Below are 26760 nucleotides of genomic sequence, written 5' to 3' on the forward strand. Positions count from 1 at the left end.
AAAAACGGCGGCAACCATACGCTGTAAAGCGCGAAAAACAAATCAGACCAACACCTTTGAAGGGGTTGGCCTGAAAATTTTATAACTGACTAGGGCCTGCTGTTCTTTGACGTACAGCAGGCCCAGAGTTTTTAGTTAGCTTTGCTTACTTGCTGAAGTACCTGTTCAGATAAATCGTGCTCTTCTTTAGCAAACGCAACTGCACCTGCATTAAGTACTAGGTCGTAGCCTTGCTTAGATGCAACAGAATCGATAGCTTGCTTGATAAGGCCAAGCAGCTTATTACGCTCTTCGTTGCTGCGACGCTGAATGTTCTGTTGTAAAGGCTGACCCTTTTTAGAAAGCTCTTCACGAACTGACAAGATTTTTTGTTCTAGTTCTTTCTTCTCGGTGTCACTCATTGTAGCTGCATCACGCTGAAGACGTTCTGCATAGAACTGACCGTCACGCTGCAGTTGATTCACTTCTTCAAGCTGATCTTTAAACTCAGCTTGAATAGCATTTTGAATCTCAGCCGCTTGAGGCATCGCTTGAAAAATACCTTGCACATCAACAACAGCCACTTTCTGTTCTGCCATTACAGATGTACTTACTAAAGCGCTACCCAACATTGCTCCTGCAACGATATGTTTAACCAACTGTTTCAAAGGGAACTCCTTTTGTGAATCTTATTATAGAGCGCGATTAAAACGCGCTCGCTTTAATGTCTTAGAAAGTTTGACCAATATTGAAAGTGAAGAATCTAGCATCATCACCATCACGCTGCTGTATCGCTTTCGAGAAGCTAAATACCATCGGCCCCATTGGTGAAATCCACTGAACCGATATACCTGCCGAGCTACGATACAGGCTCCAGTCAGAATAGTCCAATAGCTCACCATCTTGGGTAGATGCTATATCAAACTGACGGTAGTAGTCATAATCAAACTCAGTATCCCATACGTTACCCACATCCACAAACAAACTTGTGCGGACAGAGTTATCCATATCTTCTTCAACAAACGGCGTAGGGACAATTAGCTCGATACCACCGAGTGCCATAGCGTTACCACCCAGGCTTCGCGTTGACCAAGAAAGCGCAGCATCCGCAGGGTCTGCTGGGAAAAGTTCCCCATCAGGACCGGTAATAGTGCCAGAGTTACCTAAGAAGATACCACGAGGACCGACTGTATTATTTTCAAACCCACGCAATGAATCTGAACCACCTGCAGTAAAGTTTTCGGTAAACGGTAGGATTTGTTCATTGCCGTTGATATCGCCATAACCATTACCGTAACCAAGACGAACACGGGTTAAGAACGACCAGCGCTGGTCTCGGGATAATGGGAAGTACCATTTTCCATCAAATACAGTTTTAAAATAGTTAACGTCAGAGTTCGGAGTGGTAATGCTAAACGACGCACGTTGAGAAGAGCCCGCCGTTGGGAATAAGCCACGATTAAGGGTACTTCTGCTCCAGCTTACGCTAGCTAAGTAACTATCATATTTAATGGCTGCATCCGGGTCTTCACCATCGGTAAACTGGTTATAGAATTGCTCTGTTTGCTCGTAATAACCGCGGTTAAATAGCTCGACATTGCTGTAGGTCAATCCAAAATTAATACGGTTGAATTCGTTAATTGGATAACCAATGTTCGCACCAATTGACCAACGTTTCGAGTTGTACTGAATTACGTTAAAGTCAGAGCCGTCAAATTCACTATAGCCTATACTTCCACCCAAACTGATACCATCAATGGTAAAGTAAGGATCGTTATAGGTGATTTGCGCACTGCGCTGATAAGAAACCGTGCTCAGGTTTAGGCCAACACGCTTACCTGTGCCCAAGAAGTTATCTTGTTGGATACCCGCCTGTAGACTTAACTTGGTTCTATCCCCGTAACCGATACCTGCGTTGAAAGAGCCCGAAGGCTGCTCTTTAACGTTATAGTTAACGTCAACCTTATCTTCAGAACCAGGAATACGAACAGTCTCAAACTCTACTTCTTCCATATAGGTAAGACGAGAAAGCTGATTTTTTGAAGACTCTAACAAGTTATTAGATAACCAAGTACCTTCCATCTGACTTACGTTTTGACGAAGTACGCTGTCAGCAGTTACCACGTTACCGTTAAATTTAATACGGTTAACGTAGATACGCTTACCTGGGTCTACAGATAGCGTCAACTTAACCGTTTTGTCTTCGTCATTTATCTCAGGTACGGTAGTTACTGTTGGATAAGCATAACCAAAGCGACCAAGATACTTACTAATGAATTCTTCTGTATAGGTGACTTCCGCTTGATTGTAGAGCTCACCTTCTGTCAGCGGCAGTACGCGCTCGATGTATTCTTCATGACCAAGCACATCACCCACGAGTTCTACTTCAGATATGGTGTATTGCTCACCTTCTGTTACGTTCATGGCTATGTAGATGCCCGACTTTTCAGGGGTCATCGACACTTGCGTAGAGTCAACGTTAAATCGAAGGTAACCACGGTTTAAATAGTGGTTACGCAAGGTTTCCATGTCCCCTTGCAACGTTTGTTGCTGGTAGCGAGTCTCTGATAAAAAGTCCCACCAAGGCGTATCATATTGTAGCTCAAACGCTTCCATCAGTTCTTCGTCTGAGAAGATTTCGTTACCTACAATATTAATTTGTTCGATTTCAGCCGCATCGCCTTCTTCGAAAAGTAGTTTCAAATCGACACGGTTACGCGGTAATGGCGTAATAATAGCCGTTACGTCAGCATTGTACTTACCTATGCTGTAAAAGAAGTCTTTAAGGCCATTCTCAATAGAGGTTAGTACGGTTTTATCAAGTGGCTCACCGATGCGGACACCATTGCCGTCCAAGCTTTCTTGGAGCTGTTCATCTTTAATGTCATCGTTGCCGTCAAAAATGATATTACTGATGGTTGGACGCTCCGCTACACGAACCACAAGGGTGTTGCCATCGCGAAGAATTTCTACATTTTCAAAGTGAGTTGAAGAGTATAGCGAGCGAATAAGCTGCGTTACCCTGAATGTATTAAGCTCGTCGCCAACTTGAACGGGCAAGTAGGTTAAAGCTGCACCAAGTGCAACTCGTTGCAACCCCTCTACGCGAATGTCTTCAACAACAAATTCACTGTCTTGCGCCGCAGCGTTGGCAAAGCTAGCACTGGAAAGAATGGCTCCGGCTGCTACTAACTGTTTTAACTTCATCTATTTTTCTTTTCCTGGCCGCGTTTTGTATTAGCTGTTTTGTACTTCCTGATTTGTATCAGGTTATGCGAGCGATATCGTTAAAAATTGCGATACCCATGATCATAAACAGAAGCACGCCACCTATTCTGTAACCCCATTCCTGCACCGCTTCAGGCACAGGCTTACCAGTGATCCACTCCACAATAAAAAACATGAGGTGACCACCGTCAAGCATGGGCAAGGGTAATAAATTTATTATGCCTAAATTTACGCTTATTAAGGCAAGAAAACTCAAAAAGTACGCAAGTCCATACCCAGCACTTGTTCCCGCACCTTGAGCAATTGAGATAGGACCGCTCAAATTCTTCACCGATACATCGCCGGTGATAAGCTTTCCTATCATATCGACACTGAGTGTCATAAGACGCCACGTTTTGTCTAGCGCCTTCCCAATAGCCTCTATAATGCCATATTGATGAGTAAACACATACCCTTCTGGCCAAGGCTCGAATGTTGGGCTCACACCTAAATAACCACTTTGCCCTTGTGGTGTATCACGGCGCGCTATCGTGGCACTTAACGTAAGTTGCTGTCCATCCCTTTGTATATCAAGGGAGATATTCTCACCAGGACTTTCAACAATTACGTCAACCAAACGTTCCCACGACGTCAATTTAGTTCCATTTAGTGCGACAAGTTCATCTCCGGGTTTCAATCCAGCTTGCTTAGCCGCACTCCCCTCACCAACAAACCCAACAGTTAACGTTGCATCTGGCCGATATGGGGTTAGTCCTAAGCTGCTTAATGGAGACTCGCTATCTGGGTCAAAGTTCCAAGAACCCAATGTAAATGTCAGTTCTTTTTCGATATCTGATGAATTTTTAACCGTAACAGTAGTTTTTTCTGACCCTATGTTAGAAACAACTTCTAAGTTAACGGCTTCCCAGTCAGGTGTAATTCTGTCGCCAATCTTGGTGATCTCATCCCCAGGTTGAACCCCGGCAACAGCAGCAATACTTTGTGGCTCGACAGCTTTAACAACCGGTTTTACGGTTTCTAAGCCGACAAGGTACATTAGCCAGAGTGCAAAAAATGCAAATATGAAGTTTACGCCAGGGCCCGCTGCAATAACCGCCATGCGCTGCAATACAGGTTTATTGTTGAAGGCCTTATCTTCTAGTTCGGGCGGCACATCATCGATGCGTCCATCTAGCATGCGAACGTAACCACCAAGCGGGATCATAGCGATGACATATTCAGTGCCCGACTTGCTCGTCTTACTCCAAATTGGCTTGCCGAATCCAATTGAAAAGCGCTCTACCTGTACTCCGCATTTACGGGCAACGTAAAAGTGCCCCCATTCGTGCACGGCAACCAAAATACCTAAGGCGACAATAAATGCCCCAAGGCTCCATAAAAATGCTAGCACTGAAATTTACCTCGAATAATCTCGTTAGCTTTTGTTCTTGCAAGAGAATCTTGTTCTAATATTTGCTGAATAGAACTTACCGATACATGCGGCATAGCATTGAGCGTAGCTTCATTTACTTTAGCGATATCACAAAACTGAATTTTGCCGTCTAGAAAGGCTTCTACAGCCACTTCATTTGACGCATTGACTGTGGTCGTAGCGCATTGCCCTTCCTTACATGCATCAATAGCTAACTTCAGATTAGGGTAACGATCAAAGCAAGGTGTTTGAAAACTGAAATTAGCCATATCTGAAAAGTCGAGGGGCGAGACACCCGCTTCAATACGATCTGGATGAGCCAATCCATAGGCAATAGGTGTACGCATATCTGGGTTACCCATTTGCGCAATCACAGAGCCATCAATGTACTGCACCATAGAATGGATTATGCTTTGAGGATGGATAACAACATCAATATCTTCAGCGCTGGCTCCAAATAACCAACAGGCTTCTATGAACTCCAACCCCTTGTTCATCATAGTCGCAGAGTCGATTGTTATTTTTCGGCCCATTGACCAGTTAGGGTGTGTACTGGCCTCATCAATGGTAATTGAAGAAAAGCTATTAAGTGCCCTTTCTCTGAAGGGGCCACCAGAACCCGTTAATAAGATTTTGCGGATACCTGACGCAGCAAAATTACCATATTCGTAATCGTGTGGGAGACATTGGAATATGGCATTGTGTTCGCTGTCAATTGGAAGTATTTCAGCGCCGCTTTGGTTTGCAGCCTCGATAAATAAAGCGCCAGACATGACCAAGGCTTCTTTATTAGCAAGCAAAACTCGCTTTCCTGCCTTTACCGCCGCCATTGTAGGCAAAAGACCTGCTGCACCCACAATAGCTGCCATGACAGCGTCAACTTCAGGTGCACTTGACACCTCTTCCAACGCCTTGGCGCCAGCGAGAATTTCTGCATCAACACCATACTCAGATGCTAATGCGCACGCTACTTTGTAGTGAGTATCATCAGCGATCACTACATAGCGCGGCGCGCATTTTTTCGCTTGCTCCATAAGCAGTTCAAGCTGAGAGTTCCCAGTGATAGCAAAAACGCGGTATTTGTCTGGATGGCGATTTATTACGTCAAGTGTATTACAACCAATGGAGCCAGTGGCCCCTAACACTGTTACTGTTTGCATTACGCCATCCAAGTTACATAGCAGAAGGCAAATACTGGAAATGCTGCAGTTAGGCTATCAATTCTATCTAGCACGCCACCATGTCCTGGTAGTATCTTGCCACTGTCTTTAATGCCAGCGCAGCGCTTAAGCATGCTCTCGTTCAAATCACCAAGAGCAGAAACAGCAACGGTTATACCGCCAATTGCAAGGTGTAGCCAAATGCGAGAAGGCTCTACCTGATAGTGCAATGCCGCAAAAGCGATAATTGCGAATGAAGCTGCGATACCACCTAAAAGGCCTTCTAAACTTTTACCGGGCGATACGTTAGGGCGTAACTTATGTCGTCCAAATTTAACGCCTACGAAAAAAGCGCCTATGTCAGCAGCCCAAACGATACCCAAAACGTAGAATATGAGCGATGCGCCATAAAACGGGTCCACATCATGCAGACTAGTGCGAAGCGCAACTACGGCTACCCATGTTGGTATGAGCGTGAGTGCGCCAAACAAGGTCCTTACGCTACGGCTATCTTTCCAGAACCTTGAGTATTTCGGATAGGCAAGCACCATAAGTAACGATGCTATCCACCATAAAACAGCAACGGTCAATATAACTCGGTAAAGTCCATGCAATTGCCCCTGATACCAAATCGTGTTGGCATCAACGGTAAGTGATAAGGCAATACATATAGCGAAGGCCCCCGCCATATAGATAAGTTTTTTTGGACGCTCGCACACGCCTGACATGTTCGCCCATTCATAGGCACCGATGCCAACAACGCCCGCTATAGCTATTTCAAACCAGAAAATAGGAAGAAAAAGAATAGCGTAAAGCGCCAGTGGCGCGAGTATTAATGCAGTTATTATTCGTTGTTTTAGCATAATTTGCCCTTGGCTTTGGTTACCAGGGCTAGCCTGATAATTGCCTGCATGGTATTAACCATCGGCTGTGACTACCTGTTCACCGGTTAAACCGAATCTACGTTGGCGAACGTTAAAATCGTCTACAGCTAATTGAAACACGTCTTCATTGAAGTCGGGCCATAGTACGTCCGTGAAGTACAATTCGGCATAAGCACACTGCCATAGTAAGAAATTACTAATTCGGTGCTCGCCACCAGTGCGAATAAGAAGATCTAACTCTGGAAGGTTAGCTGTAGAAATGTGCGTACCAAGCGCCTCTTCACTTATGTTCTCTACATCAAGGTCGCCGCGTTTAACCTGCGATGCGAGTTGCTTGGCCGCATTTACGATGTCCCACCTACCGCCATAGTTTGCGGCGATATTTAAGACCAAATCTTTGTTGTCTCTGGTCATGTCTTCAGCTTTGCGAATCTTTTCGACTAGCTTGGCATCAAACGCCTCGACATCACCAATAACCTGCAAACGTACACCATTTTTGTGTAACCGTTTTGCTTCACTATTGAGAACGAGATTAAACAGCTCCATCAGAACGCTGACCTCTTCCTCAGGACGTTTCCAGTTTTCACTTGAAAACGCGAATAACGTCAGTGATTCAATACCGTTTTGACGTGCAAAGCGCACAACAGAACGTACAGACTCTACCCCGGCTTTGTGACCAAAGGTACGAATTTTCCCTTTCTTTTGCGCCCATCGACCGTTGCCATCCATGATAATAGCAACGTGCTTCGGGCCGGCAGTCACTGCCGGCGCCTCAGCCTTTGTCGATTTGGCTGCGCTTAAACGCTTTCCAATCATAATGCTTACTTATACTTCCATTAGTTCTTTTTCTTTGTCAGCAAGCAAGCTGTCAACTTTCTTAATGAAATCGTTAGTAATAGTCTGAATATTTTCTTCTGCTGCGCGGCTTTCATCTTCACTGATCTCTTTTTCTTTTAGAAGATCTTTGATGTCGCCGTTAGCGTCACGACGAATGTTGCGGATAGCTACACGACCACCTTCCGCTTCGTTGCGCACAACGCGGATAAGGTCTTTACGACGCTCTTCTGTAAGCGGGGGAAGAGGTATACGGATTGAACCGCCTGCACTCATTGGGTTTAAGCCCAGGTCAGACTGCATAATCGCTTTTTCAACCGCTTGAATAGCGCTTTTATCGAAAACAGTTAACGCTAAAGTACGGCTGTCTTCCGCAACGACGTTAGCAACTTGCTTTAGCGGTGTGTCTACACCGTAATAAGGTACCATGATGCCATCTAGAAGGCTTGGATGCGCACGACCAGTGCGGATTTTGCTGAATTGGCCTTTTAGAGAAACTAGGCTTTTTTCCATGCGCTCTTGCGCATCTAATTCAATTTCATCAATCACGTTTTGTATCCTATTGTTCTTAATTAATCGTTGTCAGCGTGGCAAATGACGGTACCTTCTTTTTCACCCATCACAACACGCTTAAGGCAACCCGGCTTATTCATGTTGAATACGCGAATTGGTAAGCTATGATCTCGTGCTAAAGTGAAGGCTGACAAGTCCATTACTTTTAATTCTTTTTCCAGCACCTCCTGGTAAGACAATTGATCATACAATGTCGCTTCAGGATTTTTTACTGGATCATCGCTGTATACGCCGTCTACTTTTGTGGCTTTAAGTACCGCATCGGCTTCAATTTCGATACCGCGTAAGCAAGCCGCTGAGTCAGTAGTGAAGAAAGGGTTGCCAGTACCGGCAGAAAAGATCACAACGCGGCCCGACTTAAGAAGGCTAATAGCTTCAGCCCAGTTGTAGGCATCGCACACGCCGTTTAATGGGATAGCAGACATCATACGCGCGTTTACAAATGCACGATGAAGCGCGTCGCGCATAGCTAAGCCGTTCATTACCGTAGCCAACATGCCCATGTGGTCGCCAACAACACGGTTCATTCCCGCTTTTGCTAGGCCTTCGCCACGGAATAAGTTACCACCACCGATAACAAGACCAACTTGAACACCAAGTTCAACCAGCTCTTTTATTTCTTGTGCCATTCTATCTAGCACTTTAGGGTCTATGCCAAAGCCTTCTTCGCCCATTAGGGCCTCACCACTAAGCTTTAGCAGAATGCGTCGATATGCTGATTTTGGTGTGATACTCATAGTTTGAATTGTCCTCGTAAACCCGTTTTGTCCTATGTCTTTCAATAAAGCATTGACGTAAAAAACATAGGACAAAGCGCTTTCGTTTGTTTGGCAGGCGCACGCTGTAACTCGCCTAGCTTCACACTTGCGCACTGCATTAGCAATACTAAAGATATGCAGCTATAAAAAAGCACCTCCTAAGAGGTGCTTTGTAGTTTATCTAACTATTGCGTAATGCAAAAGATAAACGCTCAATTATTTCTTAGCAGCTTCCATTTGAGCAGCTACTTCAGCAGCGAAGTCTTCAGTCTTCTTCTCGATACCTTCGCCAACTTCGAAACGTACGAAGTTAATTACGTCTGCGCTGTTGTTCTTAAGAAGCTCAGCTACAGAGATTGAAGGATCTTTAACGAAAGGCTGACCAGTCAAGCTCACTTCGCCAGTGAACTTCTTCATGCGGCCTGCAACCATTTTCTCAGCAATTTCAGCTGGCTTACCAGACTGAATAGCGATTTCGATTTGGATTTCTTTCTCTTTCTCTACAACTTCAGCCGGAACATTCTCTGGCTTAACAAACTGCGGGCTTGCAGCTGCAACGTGCATTGCTACGTCTTTTGCTAGCTCTTCATCACCGCCAGTAAGGATAGAGATAACACCAATGCGGCCGCCGTGTACATAAGCACCTAGCGTGTCGCCTTCAACGTTGATAACGCGACGAGGAGAGATGTTTTCACCGATTTTAGCAACAAGTGCGTCACGAACTTCGCTTACTTTAGAACCGTTAAGCTCTGCATCGTTAAGCGCGTCGATATCATTGATGTTGTTAGCCGCTGCTACTTCTAGAAGCTCGTTACCGAACTTAAGGAAACCTTCGTCACGTGCTACGAAGTCAGTTTCACAGTTTAGTTCAAGCATGGTCGCGCGACCACCTTCAACTTTAGTAAGGATAACACCTTCAGCTGCGATACGGCCTGCTTTTTTAGCCGCTTTCGCTTGACCTGATTTACGCATGTTTTCAATGGCTAACTCAATGTCACCATCCGTTTCAACCAGGGCTTTTTTACAATCCAGCATACCTGCGCCAGTACGTTCGCGCAGTTCTTTAACTAGTGCTGCAGTCACTGCCATTTTTCAATTCCTCAGCATTAAATATAAATTCGTTAGGTAAAAGGGGCGATATCGCCCCTCTCAATACGTTTCGTATTGTAGTACCGCCATATTATCTAGATATGACAGTAAGCAATCAGAATTACTCTGCCGCTTCTACGAAGTCGTCTTGCTCAGCTTGTACTTCAAGGTTGCTTTCGCGACCTGAGTTGATAGCGTTTGCAGCAGCATCCAAGTAAAGTTGGATAGCGCGGATAGCATCGTCGTTACCAGGAATGATGTAATCAACACCGTCTGGGTTAGAGTTAGTATCAACAACACCAACAACAGGAATACCTAGGTTACGAGCTTCTGTTACAGCAATGTGCTCGTGATCTGCGTCGATAACAAAGATTGCGTCTGGAAGACCGCCCATGTCTTTGATACCGCCAAGGCTGTTTTCAAGCTTGTCCATTTCGCGCTGAAGCATAAGTGCTTCTTTCTTAGTTAGCTTCTCAAACGTACCGTCTTGAGCTTGTTGCTCTAGATCTTTAAGACGTTTGATTGACTGACGTACTGTTTTCCAGTTAGTCAGCATACCACCTAACCAACGCTTGTTTACGTAGTACTGGTCGCACTTAAGAGCAGCGTCTTTTACTGCTTCGCCAGCGGCGCGCTTAGTACCAACGAAAAGGATTTTACCTTTCTTAGACGCAACACCTGAAATGTAGTTAAGTGCATTGTTGAAAAGTGGAACCGTTTTTTCAAGGTTGATGATATGAACTTTATTACGAGCGCCGAAGATGAAAGGCTTCATCTTTGGGTTCCAGTAACGAGTTTGGTGACCGAAATGCACACCTGCTTTCAGCATGTCACGCATAGAAACATTAGCCATTTTATTTTCCTCTTGGGGTTAGGCCTCCATATACCCCTTGTATCGATTCAGGCCAACCTGCGTTGAACTGAACACCCCGATACGAAGTGTCGGTATATGTGTGTTTTAATAAAATAAATTTACCCTATAAAACGGTGCATGATGCATATAGCAAAATGAGCTTTCCGTCAGGGCGCGCGCTTTATATCACAATACCACCATAGCCTCAAGTTTTAACGTTAAAAAGCCAGGCTTTTACGTATTTTCGCCAACCTATATTCAGACTACCCACCGCAATGCTATAAGCCTTAAGAATCAGCAATTAAAAACCAAGAATATCAGCACCTTACCAAGAATGGCCTGAATAGTGTTATACTGCGTAAGTAATTTAAATTCTTCACCAAACTAGTTTCAAACGATTTGAGAGGCGCTGTGACAGCTATTATCAAAACCCCAGAAGAAATCGAAAAAATGCGCGTAGCCGGTAAACTGGCTGCCGAAGTACTTACTATGATCGGGCCTTATGTGAAAAAAGGCGTAACCACCGATGAGCTGAATACTCTTTGTCACGACTATATAGTAAATGAGCAAAAGGCAGTGCCCGCTCCACTAAACTATGGTCACCCACCGTTTCCAAAGTCTATCTGTACATCGGTGAACCATTGTATATGTCATGGCATTCCTTCTGACAAGAAGCTAAAGGACGGCGATATCATCAACATTGACGTAACTGTTATAAAAGACGGTTATCACGGTGATACTTCAAAGATGTTCGTAGTAGGTAAGCCATCTATTCTTGCCGAGCGCCTTATTCGCGTTACTCAAGAATGCCTATATAAAGCGATTGAACAAGTGAAGCCGGGCATGCGTCTTGGCGATATTGGTCATATTTGTCAAACCCATGCTGAAGCGCATAACTATTCAATAGTACGTGAATACTGCGGTCACGGTATTGGTGCGAGCTTCCACGAAGAGCCGCAGATTGTTCACTACGGCAAGCCGGGAACGGGTGACGTTTTAGAGCCTGGTATGTGCTTTACCATCGAACCTATGGTTAACGCGGGCAAACGTTACTCAAAAGTTTTGCCAGATCAATGGACTGTTGTGACTAAAGACAGAAGTTTAAGTGCGCAATGGGAGCACACTCTTCTAGTTACCGAAACAGGTGTTGAAATTCTAACGCTTCGCGAGGAAGAAAGCTTAGAGCGTGTTATTTCACACGGATAATTTTCACATTGCGGCTGTTGAGCATACAGCCGCTTTGTTTACCTCTTTGTCTCATCCAAAACCACATACTAAATCTTTATTTTTTATCCTCATACAATGACCCTATTTAAAGGGCTACACACCTATAACAAAAAACCATAAATATTCACAATTCAACCTAACTTATGCATAAATTTGCTACTGCGAACTGCTATCAATTCATGCTATTGTTCTTAGCGATTTAAAAGAAGTCTATTTCAAAGGTGCATTTTGACGCTGCAATCACTGATAAAGAATATCGACACAATTAGCTCTGTTGATGAAATCCCCGTTATTAAATCATGCGTGGAAGCCAGTTATACCTGGATAACAGAGTCTTTCGACGCTACGCCGGTTAACCAAATAGTCACCGGTCGTGCGCAATTTGTCGACGCATTGCTTTGTCACCTTTGGCAACTTTACGGCTTAGATACCGTGGACGAACTTTCTCTTTGCGCAGTGGGTGGATACGGTCGCGGCCATTTACAACCCCACTCAGACATCGATTTACTCATTGTCAGCAAGAAGAAGCTAAAGCCCGAAGTGCAAGAAAAAATTGGCATGTTCATCACCCTTTTATGGGATATAAAACTAGATGTTGGACAGTCGGTACGCACTATTAAAGAAACGGTCAAACTGGCGAAAGACGATATTACCATCGCCACTAATCTAGTTGAAAGCCGTTTACTTTGTGGAAGTGAAACTACATTCGACAAACTGTGGGATGAGGTAAACGGTCGCAATTCATGGTCGAGCAAATCCTTCTTCTCGGCTAAGTATGACGAGCAGAAAAAGCGACACGCCAAGTTCAACGGCACCGCATACAACCTTGAGCCGAACATTAAAGAAAATCCAGGGTGTTTGCGAGATATCCAGTCTATCGGCTGGGTAGCGAAAAAGCACTTTAAAGAGTATGACGGATGGAACTTGGTGGGTCACGGTTACTTCACCGAGCAAGAGCACAGTGAGCTAATAGCCTGTCGTATGCATCTTTGGAAAATGCGATGCGCGCTGCACTTAGTCGCTGGCAGAAGTGAAAACCGCTTACTTTTCGACTATCAACCCGACGTCGCAAAAATGATGGGGTACGGTGAAGAAGGTAAGGCATCTGTGGAAAAAATGATGCGTGACTTTTTCCGCACGGTGGCGCGTGTATCTGAACTAAACCAAATGCTACTACAACGCTTCAAGTATGACATGCTAAATCAAAGCGTGCAAAAGAGCGTAACCATAAACGACGATTTTGAACTGCTCGACAATATGATTTCGCCACGACACGAAACCGTATTTTCTTCACCGGAGGCAATTTTAGACTTTTTACATTTGGTGGCAAACACCCCAGAAGTAAAAGGTTTAAGTACCATTTGCATTCGACAATTGCGCAACGCTCACCGCGCCTTTGAAGCCGAATATTACGTAGAACGTCCTCTATGCCGCGAAAAATTTATGCGGTTAATGAAGCAGCCTGAATTTTTCGATTTCGGTTGGGACATTATGCACCAGTACGGCATTTTACAAGCCTACCTTCCAGAGTGGGATACCATTGTGGGTATGATGCAGTTTGACTTGTTTCACGCCTACACCGTGGACGAACACACGCACCGACTAGTAAAGCATGTAAACTATTTTTTCTCGAAAGAGAACAAAGATTTTCCGCGCTGCGGCAGAATTTGTCGAAACCTCGACAAACCAGAAATACTTTACATTGCTGCGATTTTCCATGATATCGCGAAAGGTCGTAATGGCGACCACTCGACCCTTGGCGCACAAGATGTCGCTAAGTTCTGTGCACAACACGACGTACCAAGTAAAGATGCAGAATTAATTGCATGGCTAGTAGAAAACCACCTGCTTATGTCAGTCGTTGCTCAACGCCGTGACATTTACGATCCTGATGTTATTAGTGAATTCGCGGGTGCCGTAAGAAGCCACAATCATCTAAATTTACTTTATACGCTGACCCTTGCCGATATTCGCGCCACCAATGATAACCTTTGGAACGACTGGAAAGCGTCTTTGCTTCGCGAGCTGTATTTAATGACGCAAAAAGCATTAGATAATGGGCTACAGTGTCAGGTTACGCTTAACGAGCGAGTAACCACTCACAAACACCAGGCAAGACAGATTCTGCAAGAGCGTGCTATTGATCCTATCGCCATTGATGCGCTGTGGGCAAGACTTGACGACGATTACTTTGTTCGCTTTAAACCTACGCAGATTGCATGGCATACCGATGAAATTATTAAAGCCCAGGATGAATGGCTTACGCCAGAACACGATGGTCTTTTAGTAAAGGCAAATGACAACAGTGCTAAAGGCGGCACGGAAGTATTTGTATATGGTAAAGATAGAAAAGCCCTGTTTGCTCAAGTTGCATCTGTACTAGACAGCCGCAATTGCTCGATTCACGATGCCCACGTTACCGTTACTAAAGATAGCTATGTATTCGACAGTATGCTTATTCTTGAAAATGACGGCAGCCGTATAAGCTCAGAGTCGCGCATTGCTTCTATTGAGAATGCCATTTCTGCCCAATTAGAAAAGCCGGGCCGCTCTCACGAAAACAAGCGAAAATTGCCCCGCCAAATGAAACAGTTAGACGTACCGACCAAGGTTCGTTTTTTCAATATCAACGATGAAGCCACGCTTATCGAGTTAGAAGCCCTGGACGCACCTGGCATTTTAGCTAAAATTGGCCATGCATTCGTTGATACTAATATGACTCTTAAGCTTGCAAAAATTGCCACCATTGGTGAGCGAGCCGAAGATATTTTTATCGTCAGCAATGACGCTGGCATCGCATTAACCCAAGAACAACAGGTAAACCTTAAAAAGCGTATCCTGTTTAAACTCGACCAACTTGAAGATATCACAATACCATGAATGAATTGAAAGCCATTATTGAAGACGCCTTCGAAAATCGCGACAGCATTAGCCCGTCATCAGCACCTGATGAAGTAAGAGATGCGGTAGCGCAAGCTATCGACCTACTTAATAGCGGAAAAGGCCGCGTTGCAGAAAAAATTGCTGGCGAATGGGTAGTACACCAGTGGCTGAAAAAAGCGGTTCTACTTTTCTTCCGTCTTCACAACAATGATGTTATTGAAGGCGCGGAGAGTAAGTTTTATGACAAAGTGCCATTAAAGTATACTAACTACACTGCAGAACAGTTTGCAGCGGATGGTGCTCGCATTGTTCCACCAGCAGCAGTACGCACAGGTACTTTTGTAGGTAAAAACGCAGTTGTTATGCCTTCTTACGTAAACATTGGTGCATTTGTAGATGAAGGCACTATGGTAGATACGTGGGCAACGGTAGGCTCGTGTGCGCAGATTGGTAAAAATGTTCACCTTTCTGGTGGCGTAGGCATCGGTGGTGTACTAGAGCCACTTCAAGCAAACCCAACCATTATTGAAGACAACTGTTTTATCGGTGCGCGTTCTGAAATTGTAGAAGGTGTTATCGTTGAAGAAGGTTCTGTTATTTCGATGGGCGTTTACATCGGTCAGAGCACGCGTATCTATGACCGTGAGACCGGTGAAGTTCACTACGGCCGTGTACCAGCGGGCTCTGTAGTTGTTGCGGGTAACTTGCCTAGTGCAGATGGTAAATACAGCCTATACGCTGCAATCATCGTGAAAAAAGTTGATGCGAAAACCCGTGCTAAGGTAGGTATTAACGCTCTCCTTCGCGGCGTTGAATAAACACATTAAACCTCGTTAGATAACTAACGACGTTCGTAAATAACAAAGAGGCGCTTTAGCGCCTCTTTTTATTTATAACCAATAAAGCCTTCAACGTTTAAGACAAAAGCTTGTCTTTAATGGTGTTGACCCACTCTACCACATCTTTTTCTGGCTCTAGGGTTTCAATAGCATCAACCTCTAACATATCGGCAACCGCGTTACCTTGTAGTTCAGTGAGTAATTCTTGGAATTGTTTGCCGGCACCACAAAAGCTTTCGCCATAGCTACTATCACCTAGCGCTGCAACAGCGAAGGGCTTGCCAGTTAGCATAGGTGATTCGTCTTTTAGATCTGAAAACGCAAATTCAAGGTTAGGTGGGACATCACCCTGGCCTGTCGTAGAGGTAATAATTAAAAGTGCGTCAGCATCTGTAAAATCGGCTACCGATGGGTCACTTTCGAGTGAGCAATCCACACCCTGTTCAGCTAAATTTTCTTCCACCTGCTCAGCTACGTGTTGTGCGTTACCGTATACCGTACCCGCAATTATCTTCAATGTTGCCATTTTTACCTCTTAACCAATGATCGTCGCCCATGTCGACAGGCGGAAAGTGCTTCTATTTTATCAAGCTAAACGGTTTTAACCTGTTTACGAATTGTTGCATTTCATTGTGCATCTCACCATTAATCGTTATCCATTTACCGCTAACAGGATGAGAAAAGCCCATATGAGTACAACTTAAGGCCAAATTATTAAAATTAAAGTGCTGCTTGGCGAATTTGTTTTGCTTCCCATCGCCGTGGGTTGTATCACCAATGATAGGGTGACGAATGTGTACCATGTGTCTTCGAAGCTGATGTTTACGCCCAGTACTGGGAGAAAGTTTTACTAATGAATACCTAGCACTTTGGTATCTGCCTACAGGCTCAGGAACTTCAAACTTTGTAAGTGGTTCATACATGGTGGACGCAGGTTGGGGGGCTTGCTGCTGCCTTTTGTGTTTGTCTGCGATTTTGTCATAGCGATACTTAAGGGCATAATCGATAAAGCCGGTGTGGTTGACGAAGCCCCTAACCAAAGCGTGATATACCTTAATCACCTGCTTATCCATCAGTTGTTGACCAAGCTTTGCTGCAATATCTGAGCTAAAACTAAATATCAATACGCCTGATGTAGGCCTATCTAAGCGGTGGGCGGGAAAAACATGCTTGCCAATTTGATCTCTGAGCGTCTGCACCGCAAATACGGTTTCATGCCTATCTATAGGACTTCTGTGAACAAGTAGACCTGGCGGCTTATTAATCGCAATAATGTGCTCGTCTTGGTATAAAACAGGCAGGTGCAGAAGGTCCGTGCTTCCTTGTCCTTCAAGATCGGCTTTTTTACTAGTCTGCTTTTCCGCCAGCTCTATTGCATCCCCAGGAGTCCTCTCATGTAAGGTACTTGGAGCTTGCTCTAGCTTATTCATCCAATGTCTCCACTGGCAATATTGTCAATGTGTTGTAGCGCAGACAGAGTACCTTGATTCGCGGGTGATAAGTACACTTCTGCCGCGGGTAAGATTTGCATAGCCGGTATAGGGTGTGATTGAGTCAATAATATGCGCATTTTGGGTATAAAAATAAAAGCTAACCAAGCTTCAAAAGAACAACAGTCAGCTGCGAAAGGTACTTCACTTCCCATAGCATTTTTAAGCGCTTGTTCATTTGGCACTTCATCTGGCCAAACGCCATCCTGCTGCATAACAGATTCTAATTGTTCTAGAGCTTTAATAAATACTAAATGACGGCCGCTATTCGCTTTATTCACAACTTCTCCGCAATACAAATACGCTTCAATTTTTAGTGCGCAGTATATCAGGGGCGTAAGGTCAACATAAGTCAGTGTGTTATATCGTTGAAATTCTTCTGCTGTGATACCATTAATGAGGTTTGCTGATGGCCCACAGCAAATATAAGCACGCCCTAGAGGCGGTTGCTCTTTGCTGAACATCAAAGGTCTACGGGCCTAGCAACATTTAATTATAGCAGTATTTTGGAACGAGTTATGAGCGCTAACAGTATCAATTCTATCAGTGAGTTTTTGTTACACGCAGGCACTGAATATCATGTTTTTGATTTAGGTCGACGTATTGAACCCACTGATAATCAAACGTTTCTAGAAATAGAAAATGGCAGTGCTTACGCGCCCTACCCTCGTCAGCAACATGCGTGGTTCGGTATTGTTTTTTGGAACAAGAATGCATCCTCGCAACACTATATATGGTTTGTAAAACTGCCACTTGATGAACAAGGCTTAATCGTTGCCGCTGCTAGAAATCATTTTTTAGAGATTATTGTTGATGCACTAGGAAAGTCGATTGCAGAAGATACCGAAAATGCACAGCAATTGCCCGACAACCCTTATTCCTTCGTGCCGAACCAATCGCAACTTGCGCAGTTTAATGCGCTAGTCAAAAGCACGTTAAACCACCCCTTAAGCGAAGAGGGCCAGAAAGTTGAAGCTTACGTTCAAGCCCCACAACTTGTGGATTGGCAACAAATATCTATGCAAAGCGTGGCAGATTTTATACATGGGCTCAGCGTGCATGCAAAGCGAGCAGTGTTAGAGGAAGCAATTAAAGCCAATGTAGCACTTTACTCAGATGTATTCGTTAATACGCTTATGGAGACAAGCGAGAGCGTTTCTTTGTCAGATAACTTATTGGCTATGTATTTGAGCAAAATTGATGATGGCGACGACATCAACCTCGCGGCGCTGAGAGGGGCCTCAGAAGGGAACTTCAACCCGGTGATAAACAGTAAGCTACTAGACTTATTGAAAAACGAAAAATCGCAGCGAGTCGATATTTTAAGTGTTATTGCGGCGCGGCATTTCGAACAAATGGAACCGCTACTGCTTAGCACTTTTTTAGAACAAGCAGCTAAAGTTGACGAAAAAGAAGACCACCAAGGTGCCTTATTTGCTGGTTTCTTCTCTGATCTAGTCCAAATTCCGAAACTGCGCAGACAAGTGCTTACATTGCTGCACTCAGATGCCAACTCGGATATTCTCAGCGAGGCATTTCAGCGGTTGTTTGCGCAGGCGAGAAAGTAGATGACATTACTTGAATTGGTCATATGGTTAACAATTGGTTTTACCGGCTATCAATTTTGGCGTATTCGGGCTATTTCAGAGCGAACAAACGCTTATCTAAAGCAATACTGCGATAAACATGGTTTGCAGTTATTGAGTGTGGCAAGGGCTAAAACTCGGTTCTCATTTAAGTTTGGTAAGCCGGACTGGCACAGCTTATTTCACTTTGAGTTTTCAAGTAATGGTGAAGACAGATATACCGGCGAAGTCGAACTGGTAGGCGTGAAAGTCATGCGAACCGAGGTACCGCCGCATAGGGTGTAGACGCTTATGCTCAGGTATTTACAATCTCTTCAGTACTAAGAAGTAATTCTTAGTAAATTGAAAAATATGTTTCCCAAAACCGCCAAAAAAAGGGGAACCTGACGGCTCCCCTTTTTCCTGGAATTTTGAGTATCCTTCTCCGCTATCCTTTGCGACTAAAATCTTCCCGATTAAAATCCGTATACGCCCCTTTCCATCTACTCTCGCGACTTCCTGTGCGAGCTACACTTCCATGCGTAGGTCCCTTTCCTTTTTTCCTTTATTACTGCACATCCTTCATGCAGTGTTCCTCATCCTGAGGCTGTCCTTGTCAGGCTCCGCTGACCTTCCCTTCCTTCGTCCTTTGCTTGCTGCACATCCTGCTACAGCTTTGCTAATCCTTTAGCATGTCCCTCTTTCATCCTTGGTTTGCTCGTCCATGCAAACTAGAAATTCCTTAAAAGCTGCCTTGCTCTTGGCTCCGTGCCACTAGCTCCCTGCTAGCTTTGTCCTTATCCATGCTACGTCCTGTCTGTGACATTCCTATCACACATGCCATCCGTGAAATCCGTTCGTTCCCTTCAATCCTTTGTCACTTCCTTGTTTCGCAACTCCCTACTGCGTCCCTTCCTTTTACTCACAACCTTGTGAGAATCTCTTCCTTAAGTTGTCCTAATTTAATCCTTTAATGAATTCCTGACTCAATCCCTGACTCGTCGTGTTTCCTTGTGACATGTTCATAGTATCCCTTCCAAATATTACCGCCATATTGAATTACAGAGATTTAAGAAAAGTTTTTGTACGACTTTTGGCTAACGAAAAAAAACCTTTTAAAAACAAGGGCTATATACTTTAGTATGAATTATTCTTTCAGAATTTAGGTAAGATCACTCACAGCATTTGTAGGAAATGTCTTACAAACGCTGTGGTAAATTTGGCGTAAAGATTAGAACTTTAGTTGGCGATATTTTGATAGGGATATTTCGTTGAATAAAAAAGCGTCATTTCTGTCTAAACATAACTTCTCCCTGAACATGGGAAAGGCTTAGTTGTCCAACAACCTGGTAGTTATCATCGTTAAAAAACGTACGGTGTTTATCTACAGTCACAAATACTGAAACCCCCTCGCTTTTGTTATCTTCTTCGACAACACTATCAATGGCACCTAATAATATATGACCGAGACCGTGGTGTTGATAATCGGGGTGAACCGCGATAAAACTTAGCATATGAAAGTTATCTGCTGGTACTAACGCTCTTACTTTCTCTTCTTTTTCCAGCATTTGTTTGGTGCCGAATAAACCTGCGGTTAGCAGCATTCTCAATCGCCAATGCCAGTAACGCCCTGCACCAAAAGCCGCATCTGGCGCGGTAAGGCATGCCACCGCAATCAATCTATCGTCGTCAAACAAACCAATCATGGGCTGTTCTGCTACCCAAAACGCATTAAGTTCCTCGCGAATAGCTGAACGAAGGCGACTTTCATACCCTTCTTTTTCCGCCTGAAAGATATCGATAAATAACGGATCATCCACATAAGCATTGTAAAGTAGAGACGCGGCAACTTTGAGGTCATCGACTGAAAGGTAAATCGCTTTGACGGTGTCTTGCAAGGGGGCTAACACGTTATTGAGGGCATCGGTGTTCATAGGGGCTCCATGTACGCAAAGCTGATTAGTTATTTTTACCAAACTCGATAAAAGCATAGTAAAAAAGAACAAGTGAGTAACAAGGTAGTCGCTTTTTCTTCGCGTCACCAACTCACTTAAACTGTCTAAACTTTAGCCTACTTGAAAACCCCTTTCATGTTAACTTTTAATTAACATTTAATTGTTCGGCAAATTTTATATCGCTATACATTCACTAAATTACAAATTAGTGCATTAGGCTGTATGCGCTATCGCCCCAACCTACTAAGCTGCTATTTCTAAAAACAAGGGGCGTACATTCGTCTTTCGTCGTTATACCATCGCCCATTGTTTTTTGTGTGCGGTAATATAGTACGCGATATGTACCATCTTGCTTTTCAAAAAGTTCGTTAAAGTCTGCAACGCCCATTTTTCTTAAAACACTCTCATAACTCGCGCCAGTCTCTAGGTTTGCGATATGTTTGCGATTATTAAACTCTCTATCTTCCCAATCAGCGCCATAGTGACTATCCGAACCGCCACCTACAGACACGACACAGCCAGAAAGCAAAGCTGAAGATGCTAAAGCGACAGAAAGAAGAACCGTTTTCATGTGAATTCCTTAAATATTGTGTTGGTTTTATTTTTAAGTTTAGAGCCTAATGGCCTTACAGTTGCAAACCTAAGTGTTGCAAGCATTCTCAATACTTATACCCATTTAAAGTATCGCCCCTGCTATGTGAATCGACACTGAATGCAGACTGCTCCGTTTATGTTTCATCCACTTAATGGTGTGAACTAACGTGATTTAAAACTAAATAAACAAGAATAGTACCAAAAGCATATCTATCTGATTTACATGACTTTTATCTTTCCACCCAGCTTTCGCACATCCAAAAAAATAGTGAAATCAGTAACTTATTAGTGAAATTGACTATGTGAACAAGCTACACTAGCTATATTCGCGATCTTCAAACATTTTACTCTCATGTCAAATTCGAACTTACAGCAACTTCACGTTTTGTGTCTTCAAATGTATAAGGAAGGCAAAGCACCAACGGTAGGCATTTTAAGGTCTAAAGCCCCATTTAAGGTGTCAGTAACAGAAGCTATTGAAGCAATAAAGCGTTTCAATGCACATAAGCCTCAGCTTGACGCCACCGGTAAAGAAAACCCATCTGAACAAAACACGTCGCTTAATACACGCCGAACAGACAGCCTTCAAACGCGTGTGGAAACTTTAGAAAAAGAAGTCGCCGAATTAAAACAGACACTACTTAAAATGATGAATGCTCAGTAAGCACAAGTGCTAACTAGGAAAGTAGCGACCGTTTGTAAGTATGTTGTGTAACGCCGCTTGCTTTAAGGACGAGGAGTAAGTTGCTCAAGAAATGCAGCAAGCGACGGGGCAAGAATTTTAGCTGGCTCTTTTCCTACCTGTTCCAATGCAACTTCACCGCTTTCATTGACAACCGATAATATGAAATCTTCTTCGTCTGTTAATCCGAAAAACAACGTAGGCGCTTGCTTTAGCCTTTGCTTCATTAACAAATGACCGATTAAATTTTGTTGAAGCCTTTCAAAGTCTTCGCTGTTAAACACTTGAAGTAATTCACAGCTACCTTGAGGCGCCATTGCTTTCAAATTGTCGCTGTAATAACGGGTGAAAAACTGACAATAATCTGTATTTAGTTTAAGAGTCAGGGCTTCTTCAACATTATCAAAAGAATGTGGCGGAGATTGTAGCACGGGCGTCCAGCTGACGGGCTCGCCGTCACTAGCACTGGTTTTGTAGCAAGGCGATGGCCACTCGCTGTCAAATGCGATTTTTAACCCTTCACCCTCAGCTTGTTCGACATAAGATGATACAAATTTATCTAATTGTGCAGGAATTGTTAGAGCCATTTTGACGTTACCCTCGTATTTTTGGGGTACACTATACAACTAAACAGTTAAGTCAATACTGGGGTCGCTTAGTCTGTACTGCTAGTTCATAACGTAACCTCGTAAAATTACGCTGTAGCGGAACGCCTGTTAGCACTTCAAGTAGATAGATGAAAGGTTCTTATGTCGACTGACAATTCGCCTCAAAAAATTATTATCTCCGCACCTGATGACCTATCGCTGGGCAAACAGGTCGATTATGAATTTGAATACAACCCAAGCTTATTGCAAGGGGTACCTCGCAGTTTAAGCCGGGATACGTTAGCCCTGGCCGATTCACAATTACCGTTTGATGGGATAGACACTTGGACGGGATACGAACTTTCTTGGCTTAATGAAAAAGGGAAGCCTAATGTAGCAATTTTGGAGTGTCATGTTCCTATTACTTCCCCAAACCTTATTGAATCAAAATCTTTCAAGCTATATTTGAATAGCTTCAATCAATCAAAGTTTGATTCACCAGAAGAAGTACAAAAAGTGCTTCAAGCGGATCTATCTAAGTGTGCAGGTGAGCAGGTTCAGGTAAAACTCATTCTCCCTCAACAATTTTCTTCGTTGCAATTTAAAGAGTTTGAGGGAGTTTTGTTGGACAATCTTGATGTGGAAATCGAGCAGTACTCTCCTAATACGCAGTTTTTAGCGGTTAGCGAAAATAACGTCAATACCCAAGAAACCCTCGTTTCTCATTTACTTAAATCTAATTGTTTAATCACAAGTCAGCCAGATTGGGCTAGTATTCAAATTAGGTATGAAGGAAAAGCCCTTGATCATGAAGGGCTTTTAAAATATCTGATTAGCTTTAGGCAGCACAATGAATTTCATGAGCAATGCGTTGAGCGTATCTACAGCGACATTATGCAGCATTGCAGGCCCACTAAGTTAACAGTGTGTGCCCGTTATACTCGGCGCGGGGGGTTAGATATCAACCCTTTCCGGTCGAATTTTGAAGCACCTTATGCCAATCATCGTCAGGCACGTCAGTAATACAGCGATGAAGCACACAATCAAAAGCTAACTAAATCGCGACGGTAATTGCGAATTAGAACAAAGACGAGATTATGGAAGCAAAACAATTACAAGCCCTAAAACAAAATAACGCGCTTCTTTGTCAATTTATCGTGAAGCTCTCTGCATTTTATGAGGGCTTTTCCGATAAAATAGATACTGAACTTAAGGTACTGCGCGGCCACCTTTCAGGCACACCTAATTTTAGTCTAGCCGCTGTTAGCATTGAAAAGCTTAATAAGTCTCTTCAGCATCAAGAAATTACCTTAAGAAAGTACAGTATTGATACCGTTTCGTCGCTAGAAGATGCAATGAAACAGCTGCAGAAAATTGTCTTTGAAGACAGCGAACTGAAAGGGCTTACTACACAAGAGTTAATTAAACTAAACCAGCCTGTAGGCGATATATTCAGTATCTATAAGCTTTACGCCAAAGCCATTGCTCTTCATCGTATTGCGCTGAATAAAGAAATGATAGGGCTTGAACAACCTGAAACAGTAGAAGCTAGACCAGAAAAAAAAGAAAGCGCTACAGCTGGCTCAATCAAAGATGAAAACCCTCACTACCGTTCTATTTTAGTTGAGCTTAACCATCTAATTACTTCTTATGCTCAGAAAAAACCAAGTGATCAGCAGCTTAATGATATTAAGCAACGTCTTGATGAAGGTATGGATAATGAGCAGCTACTTAAGAGTTGCGTTGTAATTTTACGCATGATCGTGCAAGACGCAATGTCAGAGGCAAGCTTAACAGGGAAAGTGATTCAAAGCCTTCATCGTTCACTTGGCGAAATAAGCAACGACGTGAATACAACCATAGAAAATAGCCAAGTACAGTTCGAGCAACGCAAAGCTGGTACAGAGCAAATTAAACGGCATATTAGTTATATTGAGGAAACTGTATCAGAGAGCGACTCCTTAGAATCACTGAAAGAGCAAACCCAGCTTCGCGTAGAAAAACTTGTCGCAACCTTAAGCGAGCAGCAAGACAGCGATGAGCAGGGGCAAGAAGCACTTTTGGCTCTGTTATCGACCATGCAATCGCGCATCGATACATTGCAACAGCAAACCAGTGTTTATAAAAAGAAGCTGGCTGAGCAAGCGATGCAAAGTCGCACCGACCCGCTCACACGTTTACCAAATAGACAGGCTTATAACGAGAAACTGGATGCCGCTTTTGCTAACTATAAGGAAAATGGAACAACACTTGCAGTCGCCGTTGTAGATATCGATCATTTCAAATCTATCAACGATAGATTTGGCCACGCCGCCGGAGACAAAACCCTTCAAGTGGTGAGTAAGTTTTTGAAACAAAACCTTTCTGAAAACGACTTTGTTGCGCGGTGGGGAGGAGAAGAGTTCGTGATGCTACTGCCTGAATCGCAGATGACAGAGATTGACGAAAAGCTCAATGAAATTAGAACTAAACTGGCTGCTATGCCGTTTAAATTTAAGCAAGAGAAAGTAAAAATCACTGCATCATTTGGCGCGTCCTGCTTTGGTAATGAAGACACAACAGAAACGGTTTTTGAGCGCGCGGATGAATACCTCTATAAAGCGAAGCGAAACGGTCGCAACCTTGTAGTAACTGATTTAAGCACTGACTTATAGGGTGTGAAGTATGAAGAAAGTACAGCTTAACCCCGTTGGCTCGATGAGTCAGCTTTCACAAGTAGAAGTCTCTCGACTGCAAGACACAACGAATAGCGAGCTCTTTGCTATGTTCAGGAACTGCTGCCTTGCAGTATTGAACAGCGGTGTGGATGAAGATAACTTTGAAGCGCTTTTCGCCCCTTTTGAGAATTTTGAAATAAAACTCATACGCCGTGAGCGAGGCGTAAAGATTGAGCTTGTTAATCCGCCGGAAGTCGCATTTGTAGACGAAAAGCTTGTTCGCGGTGTTCATGAGCATTTATTTGCTGTTCTACGCGATTTGCTTTACATGGGCAATAAGTATGCTTTTCTTCATCAAACAGCGCCTGCTGAGGGGAACGAGATCACCGATATGGTGTTCGACATGCTGCGTCACGCTAAAGCGCTTGAAGGTAACGATAGCGTAAATACGATAGTGTGCTGGGGCGGTCACTCTATCAATCAAGTCGAGTATAAGTACACGAAAGAAGTGGGCTATCAACTAGGCCTGCGCGATATGAATATTTGTACTGGATGTGGTCCCGGCGCAATGAAAGGTCCAATGAAAGGGGCGACGATAGGTCATGCCAAGCAACGTCACAAATCCGGTCGATACATAGGTATTTCTGAACCCAGTATTATTGCCGCAGAGCCGCCTAATGCGATTGTGAACGAGCTTATTATCATGCCAGATATCGAAAAGCGTTTAGAAGCCTTCGTGAGATTAGGGCATGGTATCATTGTATTCCCTGGCGGCGTAGGAACAGCTGAAGAACTGCTTTATTTACTTGGTATATTGATGAATGAGCGCAACGCGCAACAACCATTCCCCTTTATTTTAACCGGTCCTGCAGGCAGCGAAGAGTATTTCGAAGCCATAGATACCTTCGTAGGTGCCACGTTAGGCGCACAAGCTCAGTCAAAATATCAGATTATCGTGGATGATCCTGAAGAAGTAGCCCGCACTATGAGCAGGCACCTAGAAAAAGTGAGAAAGTTTAGAGGTGCGATGGGTGATGCTTTCAGCTTTAACTGGTCCCTCAAAATCGAACAGGACTTCCAACAACCTTTCATACCCACTCATGAAAGTATGGCGGCACTACAGCTTCACTTAGATCAAAGTAAAAGTGACCTTGCTGCAAATTTACGTAAAGCATTTTCAGGTATTGTTGCTGGGAACGTTAAAGCCGAGGGCATTGCACAAATTAAAAAACACGGGCCCTTTGAGCTTACCGGCGATAGTAAGCTTATGGAAAAGGTCGATACGTTATTAGAGTCATTTGTAAAACAACATAGAATGAAGCTTCCAGGAAGCGCTTACGAACCTTGTTATATTGTGAAAAATGGCTGACAAAGCGAAATAAAAAGGTGACGCATTTGCTTACGTTTACTACTTATGTTTAATAGGCGTTTTAGGGTACACTTGCCTAGAGTGTTGTTAAGCAGAAAAATGTTACGAGCAGCGAGTTTTCCTTGTTAAATGCTCATGCTTTT

25 protein-coding genes are annotated in these 26760 nt (G+C 43.7%); 9 read left to right on the plus strand and 16 right to left on the minus strand.

Annotated elements, in window-relative coordinates; all coding sequences use genetic code 11:
- Positions 1-131: 131 nt before the first annotated feature.
- From D1814_RS03120 to rpsB, 10 genes are all read right to left on the minus strand, one after another.
- Positions 132-647: an OmpH family outer membrane protein gene (locus tag D1814_RS03120; RefSeq protein ID WP_118490057.1), complete on the minus strand. Its 516-nt coding sequence runs from the start codon at positions 645-647 to the stop codon at positions 132-134.
- 61 nt (positions 648-708) lie between these two features.
- Positions 709-3186: an outer membrane protein assembly factor BamA gene (gene bamA / locus D1814_RS03125; RefSeq protein ID WP_118490058.1), complete on the minus strand. Its 2478-nt coding sequence runs from the start codon at positions 3184-3186 to the stop codon at positions 709-711.
- A 58-nt stretch (positions 3187-3244) separates the two neighbouring features.
- Entirely contained in the window at positions 3245-4597 is a 1353-nt protein-coding gene (gene rseP / locus D1814_RS03130; RefSeq protein ID WP_118490059.1) for a sigma E protease regulator RseP, read from the minus strand.
- Positions 4591-5778, minus strand: a complete 1188-nt coding sequence (ispC, locus tag D1814_RS03135; protein ID WP_118490060.1) for a 1-deoxy-D-xylulose-5-phosphate reductoisomerase — start codon at positions 5776-5778, stop codon at positions 4591-4593. The genes rseP and ispC overlap by 7 nt, the downstream gene beginning before the upstream one ends.
- The gene (locus D1814_RS03140; protein WP_118490061.1) at positions 5778-6641 is read right to left on the minus strand and encodes a phosphatidate cytidylyltransferase; all 864 of its coding nucleotides are present in this window, start codon (positions 6639-6641) and stop codon (positions 5778-5780) included. Before D1814_RS03140 ends, ispC begins: the two co-directional genes overlap by 1 nt.
- A gap of 54 nt (positions 6642-6695) precedes the next feature.
- On the minus strand, positions 6696-7478 hold the full coding sequence (uppS, locus tag D1814_RS03145; protein ID WP_118490062.1) for a polyprenyl diphosphate synthase: 783 nt from the start codon (positions 7476-7478) through the stop codon (positions 6696-6698).
- A 9-nt stretch (positions 7479-7487) separates the two neighbouring features.
- Positions 7488-8045 carry a ribosome recycling factor gene (gene frr, locus D1814_RS03150; protein ID WP_118490063.1) on the minus strand — a complete coding sequence of 186 codons (558 nt, stop codon included), beginning with the start codon at positions 8043-8045 and terminating at the stop codon, positions 7488-7490.
- A 23-nt stretch (positions 8046-8068) separates the two neighbouring features.
- Entirely contained in the window at positions 8069-8806 is a 738-nt protein-coding gene (gene pyrH / locus D1814_RS03155; RefSeq protein ID WP_069943865.1) for a UMP kinase, read from the minus strand.
- 237 nt (positions 8807-9043) lie between these two features.
- Complete coding sequence (gene tsf, locus D1814_RS03160; protein WP_012517564.1) at positions 9044-9916, minus strand: translation elongation factor Ts; 873 nt, start codon at positions 9914-9916, stop codon at positions 9044-9046.
- Between the two features lie 121 nt (positions 9917-10037).
- Positions 10038-10769: a 30S ribosomal protein S2 gene (rpsB, locus tag D1814_RS03165; protein WP_025254289.1), complete on the minus strand. Its 732-nt coding sequence runs from the start codon at positions 10767-10769 to the stop codon at positions 10038-10040.
- A gap of 411 nt (positions 10770-11180) precedes the next feature.
- Here rpsB and map point away from each other — a divergent pair, with 411 nt between their 5' ends.
- From map to dapD, 3 genes are all read left to right on the plus strand, one after another.
- On the plus strand, positions 11181-11975 hold the full coding sequence (gene map, locus D1814_RS03170) for a type I methionyl aminopeptidase (protein ID WP_118490064.1): 795 nt from the start codon (positions 11181-11183) through the stop codon (positions 11973-11975).
- A 249-nt stretch (positions 11976-12224) separates the two neighbouring features.
- A complete protein-coding gene (gene glnD, locus D1814_RS03175; RefSeq protein ID WP_118490065.1) occupies positions 12225-14876 on the plus strand; it encodes a [protein-PII] uridylyltransferase in 2652 nt (883 codons plus the stop codon).
- Positions 14873-15697 (plus strand): 2,3,4,5-tetrahydropyridine-2,6-dicarboxylate N-succinyltransferase, encoded by an 825-nt coding sequence (gene dapD / locus D1814_RS03180; RefSeq protein WP_118490066.1) that lies wholly within the window; start codon positions 14873-14875, stop codon positions 15695-15697. Before glnD ends, dapD begins: the two co-directional genes overlap by 4 nt.
- A gap of 97 nt (positions 15698-15794) precedes the next feature.
- Here the strand turns inward: dapD and D1814_RS03185 are convergent, their stop codons facing one another.
- Genes D1814_RS03185 through D1814_RS03195 form a run of 3 tightly spaced genes read right to left on the minus strand, consistent with a single transcriptional unit; the run spans position 15795 to position 17489 of the window.
- Positions 15795-16244 (minus strand): flavodoxin domain-containing protein, encoded by a 450-nt coding sequence (locus tag D1814_RS03185; protein WP_118490067.1) that lies wholly within the window; start codon positions 16242-16244, stop codon positions 15795-15797.
- 52 nt (positions 16245-16296) lie between these two features.
- The gene (truC, locus tag D1814_RS03190; RefSeq protein WP_118490068.1) at positions 16297-17148 is read right to left on the minus strand and encodes a tRNA pseudouridine(65) synthase TruC; all 852 of its coding nucleotides are present in this window, start codon (positions 17146-17148) and stop codon (positions 16297-16299) included.
- Positions 17145-17489 (minus strand): YqcC family protein, encoded by a 345-nt coding sequence (locus D1814_RS03195; RefSeq protein ID WP_232368966.1) that lies wholly within the window; start codon positions 17487-17489, stop codon positions 17145-17147. The genes truC and D1814_RS03195 overlap by 4 nt, the downstream gene beginning before the upstream one ends.
- A 237-nt stretch (positions 17490-17726) precedes the next feature.
- Here D1814_RS03195 and D1814_RS03200 point away from each other — a divergent pair, with 237 nt between their 5' ends.
- Together D1814_RS03200 and D1814_RS03205 are read left to right on the plus strand one after the other, a co-directional pair.
- Positions 17727-18776, plus strand: coding sequence for a DUF3549 family protein (locus tag D1814_RS03200; protein WP_118490070.1), 1050 nt, complete (start codon positions 17727-17729; stop codon positions 18774-18776).
- Complete coding sequence (locus D1814_RS03205; RefSeq protein ID WP_118490071.1) at positions 18777-19079, plus strand: DUF3301 domain-containing protein; 303 nt, start codon at positions 18777-18779, stop codon at positions 19077-19079. It begins immediately after the preceding gene.
- A 980-nt stretch (positions 19080-20059) separates the two neighbouring features.
- Here D1814_RS03205 and D1814_RS03210 read toward each other — a convergent pair.
- Positions 20060-20707, minus strand: coding sequence for a GNAT family N-acetyltransferase (locus tag D1814_RS03210; protein WP_118490072.1), 648 nt, complete (start codon positions 20705-20707; stop codon positions 20060-20062).
- A 226-nt stretch (positions 20708-20933) separates the two neighbouring features.
- The gene (locus D1814_RS03215; RefSeq protein WP_118490073.1) at positions 20934-21299 is read right to left on the minus strand and encodes a DUF3192 domain-containing protein; all 366 of its coding nucleotides are present in this window, start codon (positions 21297-21299) and stop codon (positions 20934-20936) included.
- A gap of 375 nt (positions 21300-21674) precedes the next feature.
- Here D1814_RS03215 and D1814_RS03220 point away from each other — a divergent pair, with 375 nt between their 5' ends.
- Positions 21675-21986, plus strand: a complete 312-nt coding sequence (locus D1814_RS03220) for a hypothetical protein (protein WP_118490074.1) — start codon at positions 21675-21677, stop codon at positions 21984-21986.
- Between the two features lie 62 nt (positions 21987-22048).
- Here D1814_RS03220 and syd read toward each other — a convergent pair whose 3' ends face one another.
- The gene (gene syd, locus D1814_RS03225) at positions 22049-22591 is read right to left on the minus strand and encodes a SecY-interacting protein (protein ID WP_118490075.1); all 543 of its coding nucleotides are present in this window, start codon (positions 22589-22591) and stop codon (positions 22049-22051) included.
- Between the two features lie 162 nt (positions 22592-22753).
- Between syd and queF the strand changes: the two genes are divergently transcribed.
- The 3 genes from queF to ppnN all read left to right on the plus strand — a co-directional run bounded on the left by queF (position 22754) and on the right by ppnN (position 26617).
- Positions 22754-23614, plus strand: a complete 861-nt coding sequence (gene queF / locus D1814_RS03230) for an NADPH-dependent 7-cyano-7-deazaguanine reductase QueF (RefSeq protein ID WP_118490076.1) — start codon at positions 22754-22756, stop codon at positions 23612-23614.
- 74 nt (positions 23615-23688) lie between these two features.
- Positions 23689-25245, plus strand: coding sequence for a diguanylate cyclase (locus D1814_RS03235; protein ID WP_118490077.1), 1557 nt, complete (start codon positions 23689-23691; stop codon positions 25243-25245).
- Between the two features lie 10 nt (positions 25246-25255).
- A complete protein-coding gene (gene ppnN / locus D1814_RS03240; protein WP_118490078.1) occupies positions 25256-26617 on the plus strand; it encodes a nucleotide 5'-monophosphate nucleosidase PpnN in 1362 nt (453 codons plus the stop codon).
- The last annotated feature ends 143 nt before the right edge of the window (positions 26618-26760 follow it).

It is taken from the genome of Alteromonas sp. BL110, assembly GCF_003443615.1.
Classification (GTDB): Bacteria; Pseudomonadota; Gammaproteobacteria; order Enterobacterales; family Alteromonadaceae; genus Alteromonas.

What these genes read in the sequence shown, in the direction of transcription:
- bamA (WP_118490058.1), bottom strand. Translation starts at nt 3,186, where the DNA reads ATGAAGTTAAAACAGTTAGTAGCAGCCGGAGCCATTCTTTCCAGTGCT.
- ispC (WP_118490060.1), bottom strand. Translation starts at nt 5,778, where the DNA reads ATGCAAACAGTAACAGTGTTAGGGGCCACTGGCTCCATTGGTTGTAAT.
- D1814_RS03140 (WP_118490061.1), bottom strand. Translation starts at nt 6,641, where the DNA reads ATGCTAAAACAACGAATAATAACTGCATTAATACTCGCGCCACTGGCG.
- uppS (WP_118490062.1), bottom strand. Translation starts at nt 7,478, where the DNA reads ATGATTGGAAAGCGTTTAAGCGCAGCCAAATCGACAAAGGCTGAGGCG.
- pyrH (WP_069943865.1), bottom strand. Translation starts at nt 8,806, where the DNA reads ATGAGTATCACACCAAAATCAGCATATCGACGCATTCTGCTAAAGCTT.
- tsf (WP_012517564.1), bottom strand. Translation starts at nt 9,916, where the DNA reads ATGGCAGTGACTGCAGCACTAGTTAAAGAACTGCGCGAACGTACTGGC.
- rpsB (WP_025254289.1), bottom strand. Translation starts at nt 10,769, where the DNA reads ATGGCTAATGTTTCTATGCGTGACATGCTGAAAGCAGGTGTGCATTTC.
- dapD (WP_118490066.1), top strand. Translation starts at nt 14,873, where the DNA reads ATGAATGAATTGAAAGCCATTATTGAAGACGCCTTCGAAAATCGCGAC.
- D1814_RS03185 (WP_118490067.1), bottom strand. Translation starts at nt 16,244, where the DNA reads ATGGCAACATTGAAGATAATTGCGGGTACGGTATACGGTAACGCACAA.
- truC (WP_118490068.1), bottom strand. Translation starts at nt 17,148, where the DNA reads ATGAATAAGCTAGAGCAAGCTCCAAGTACCTTACATGAGAGGACTCCT.
- D1814_RS03200 (WP_118490070.1), top strand. Translation starts at nt 17,727, where the DNA reads ATGAGCGCTAACAGTATCAATTCTATCAGTGAGTTTTTGTTACACGCA.
- D1814_RS03205 (WP_118490071.1), top strand. Translation starts at nt 18,777, where the DNA reads ATGACATTACTTGAATTGGTCATATGGTTAACAATTGGTTTTACCGGC.
- D1814_RS03210 (WP_118490072.1), bottom strand. Translation starts at nt 20,707, where the DNA reads ATGAACACCGATGCCCTCAATAACGTGTTAGCCCCCTTGCAAGACACC.
- D1814_RS03215 (WP_118490073.1), bottom strand. Translation starts at nt 21,299, where the DNA reads ATGAAAACGGTTCTTCTTTCTGTCGCTTTAGCATCTTCAGCTTTGCTT.
- D1814_RS03220 (WP_118490074.1), top strand. Translation starts at nt 21,675, where the DNA reads ATGTCAAATTCGAACTTACAGCAACTTCACGTTTTGTGTCTTCAAATG.
- syd (WP_118490075.1), bottom strand. Translation starts at nt 22,591, where the DNA reads ATGGCTCTAACAATTCCTGCACAATTAGATAAATTTGTATCATCTTAT.
- queF (WP_118490076.1), top strand. Translation starts at nt 22,754, where the DNA reads ATGTCGACTGACAATTCGCCTCAAAAAATTATTATCTCCGCACCTGAT.
- D1814_RS03235 (WP_118490077.1), top strand. Translation starts at nt 23,689, where the DNA reads ATGGAAGCAAAACAATTACAAGCCCTAAAACAAAATAACGCGCTTCTT.
- ppnN (WP_118490078.1), top strand. Translation starts at nt 25,256, where the DNA reads ATGAAGAAAGTACAGCTTAACCCCGTTGGCTCGATGAGTCAGCTTTCA.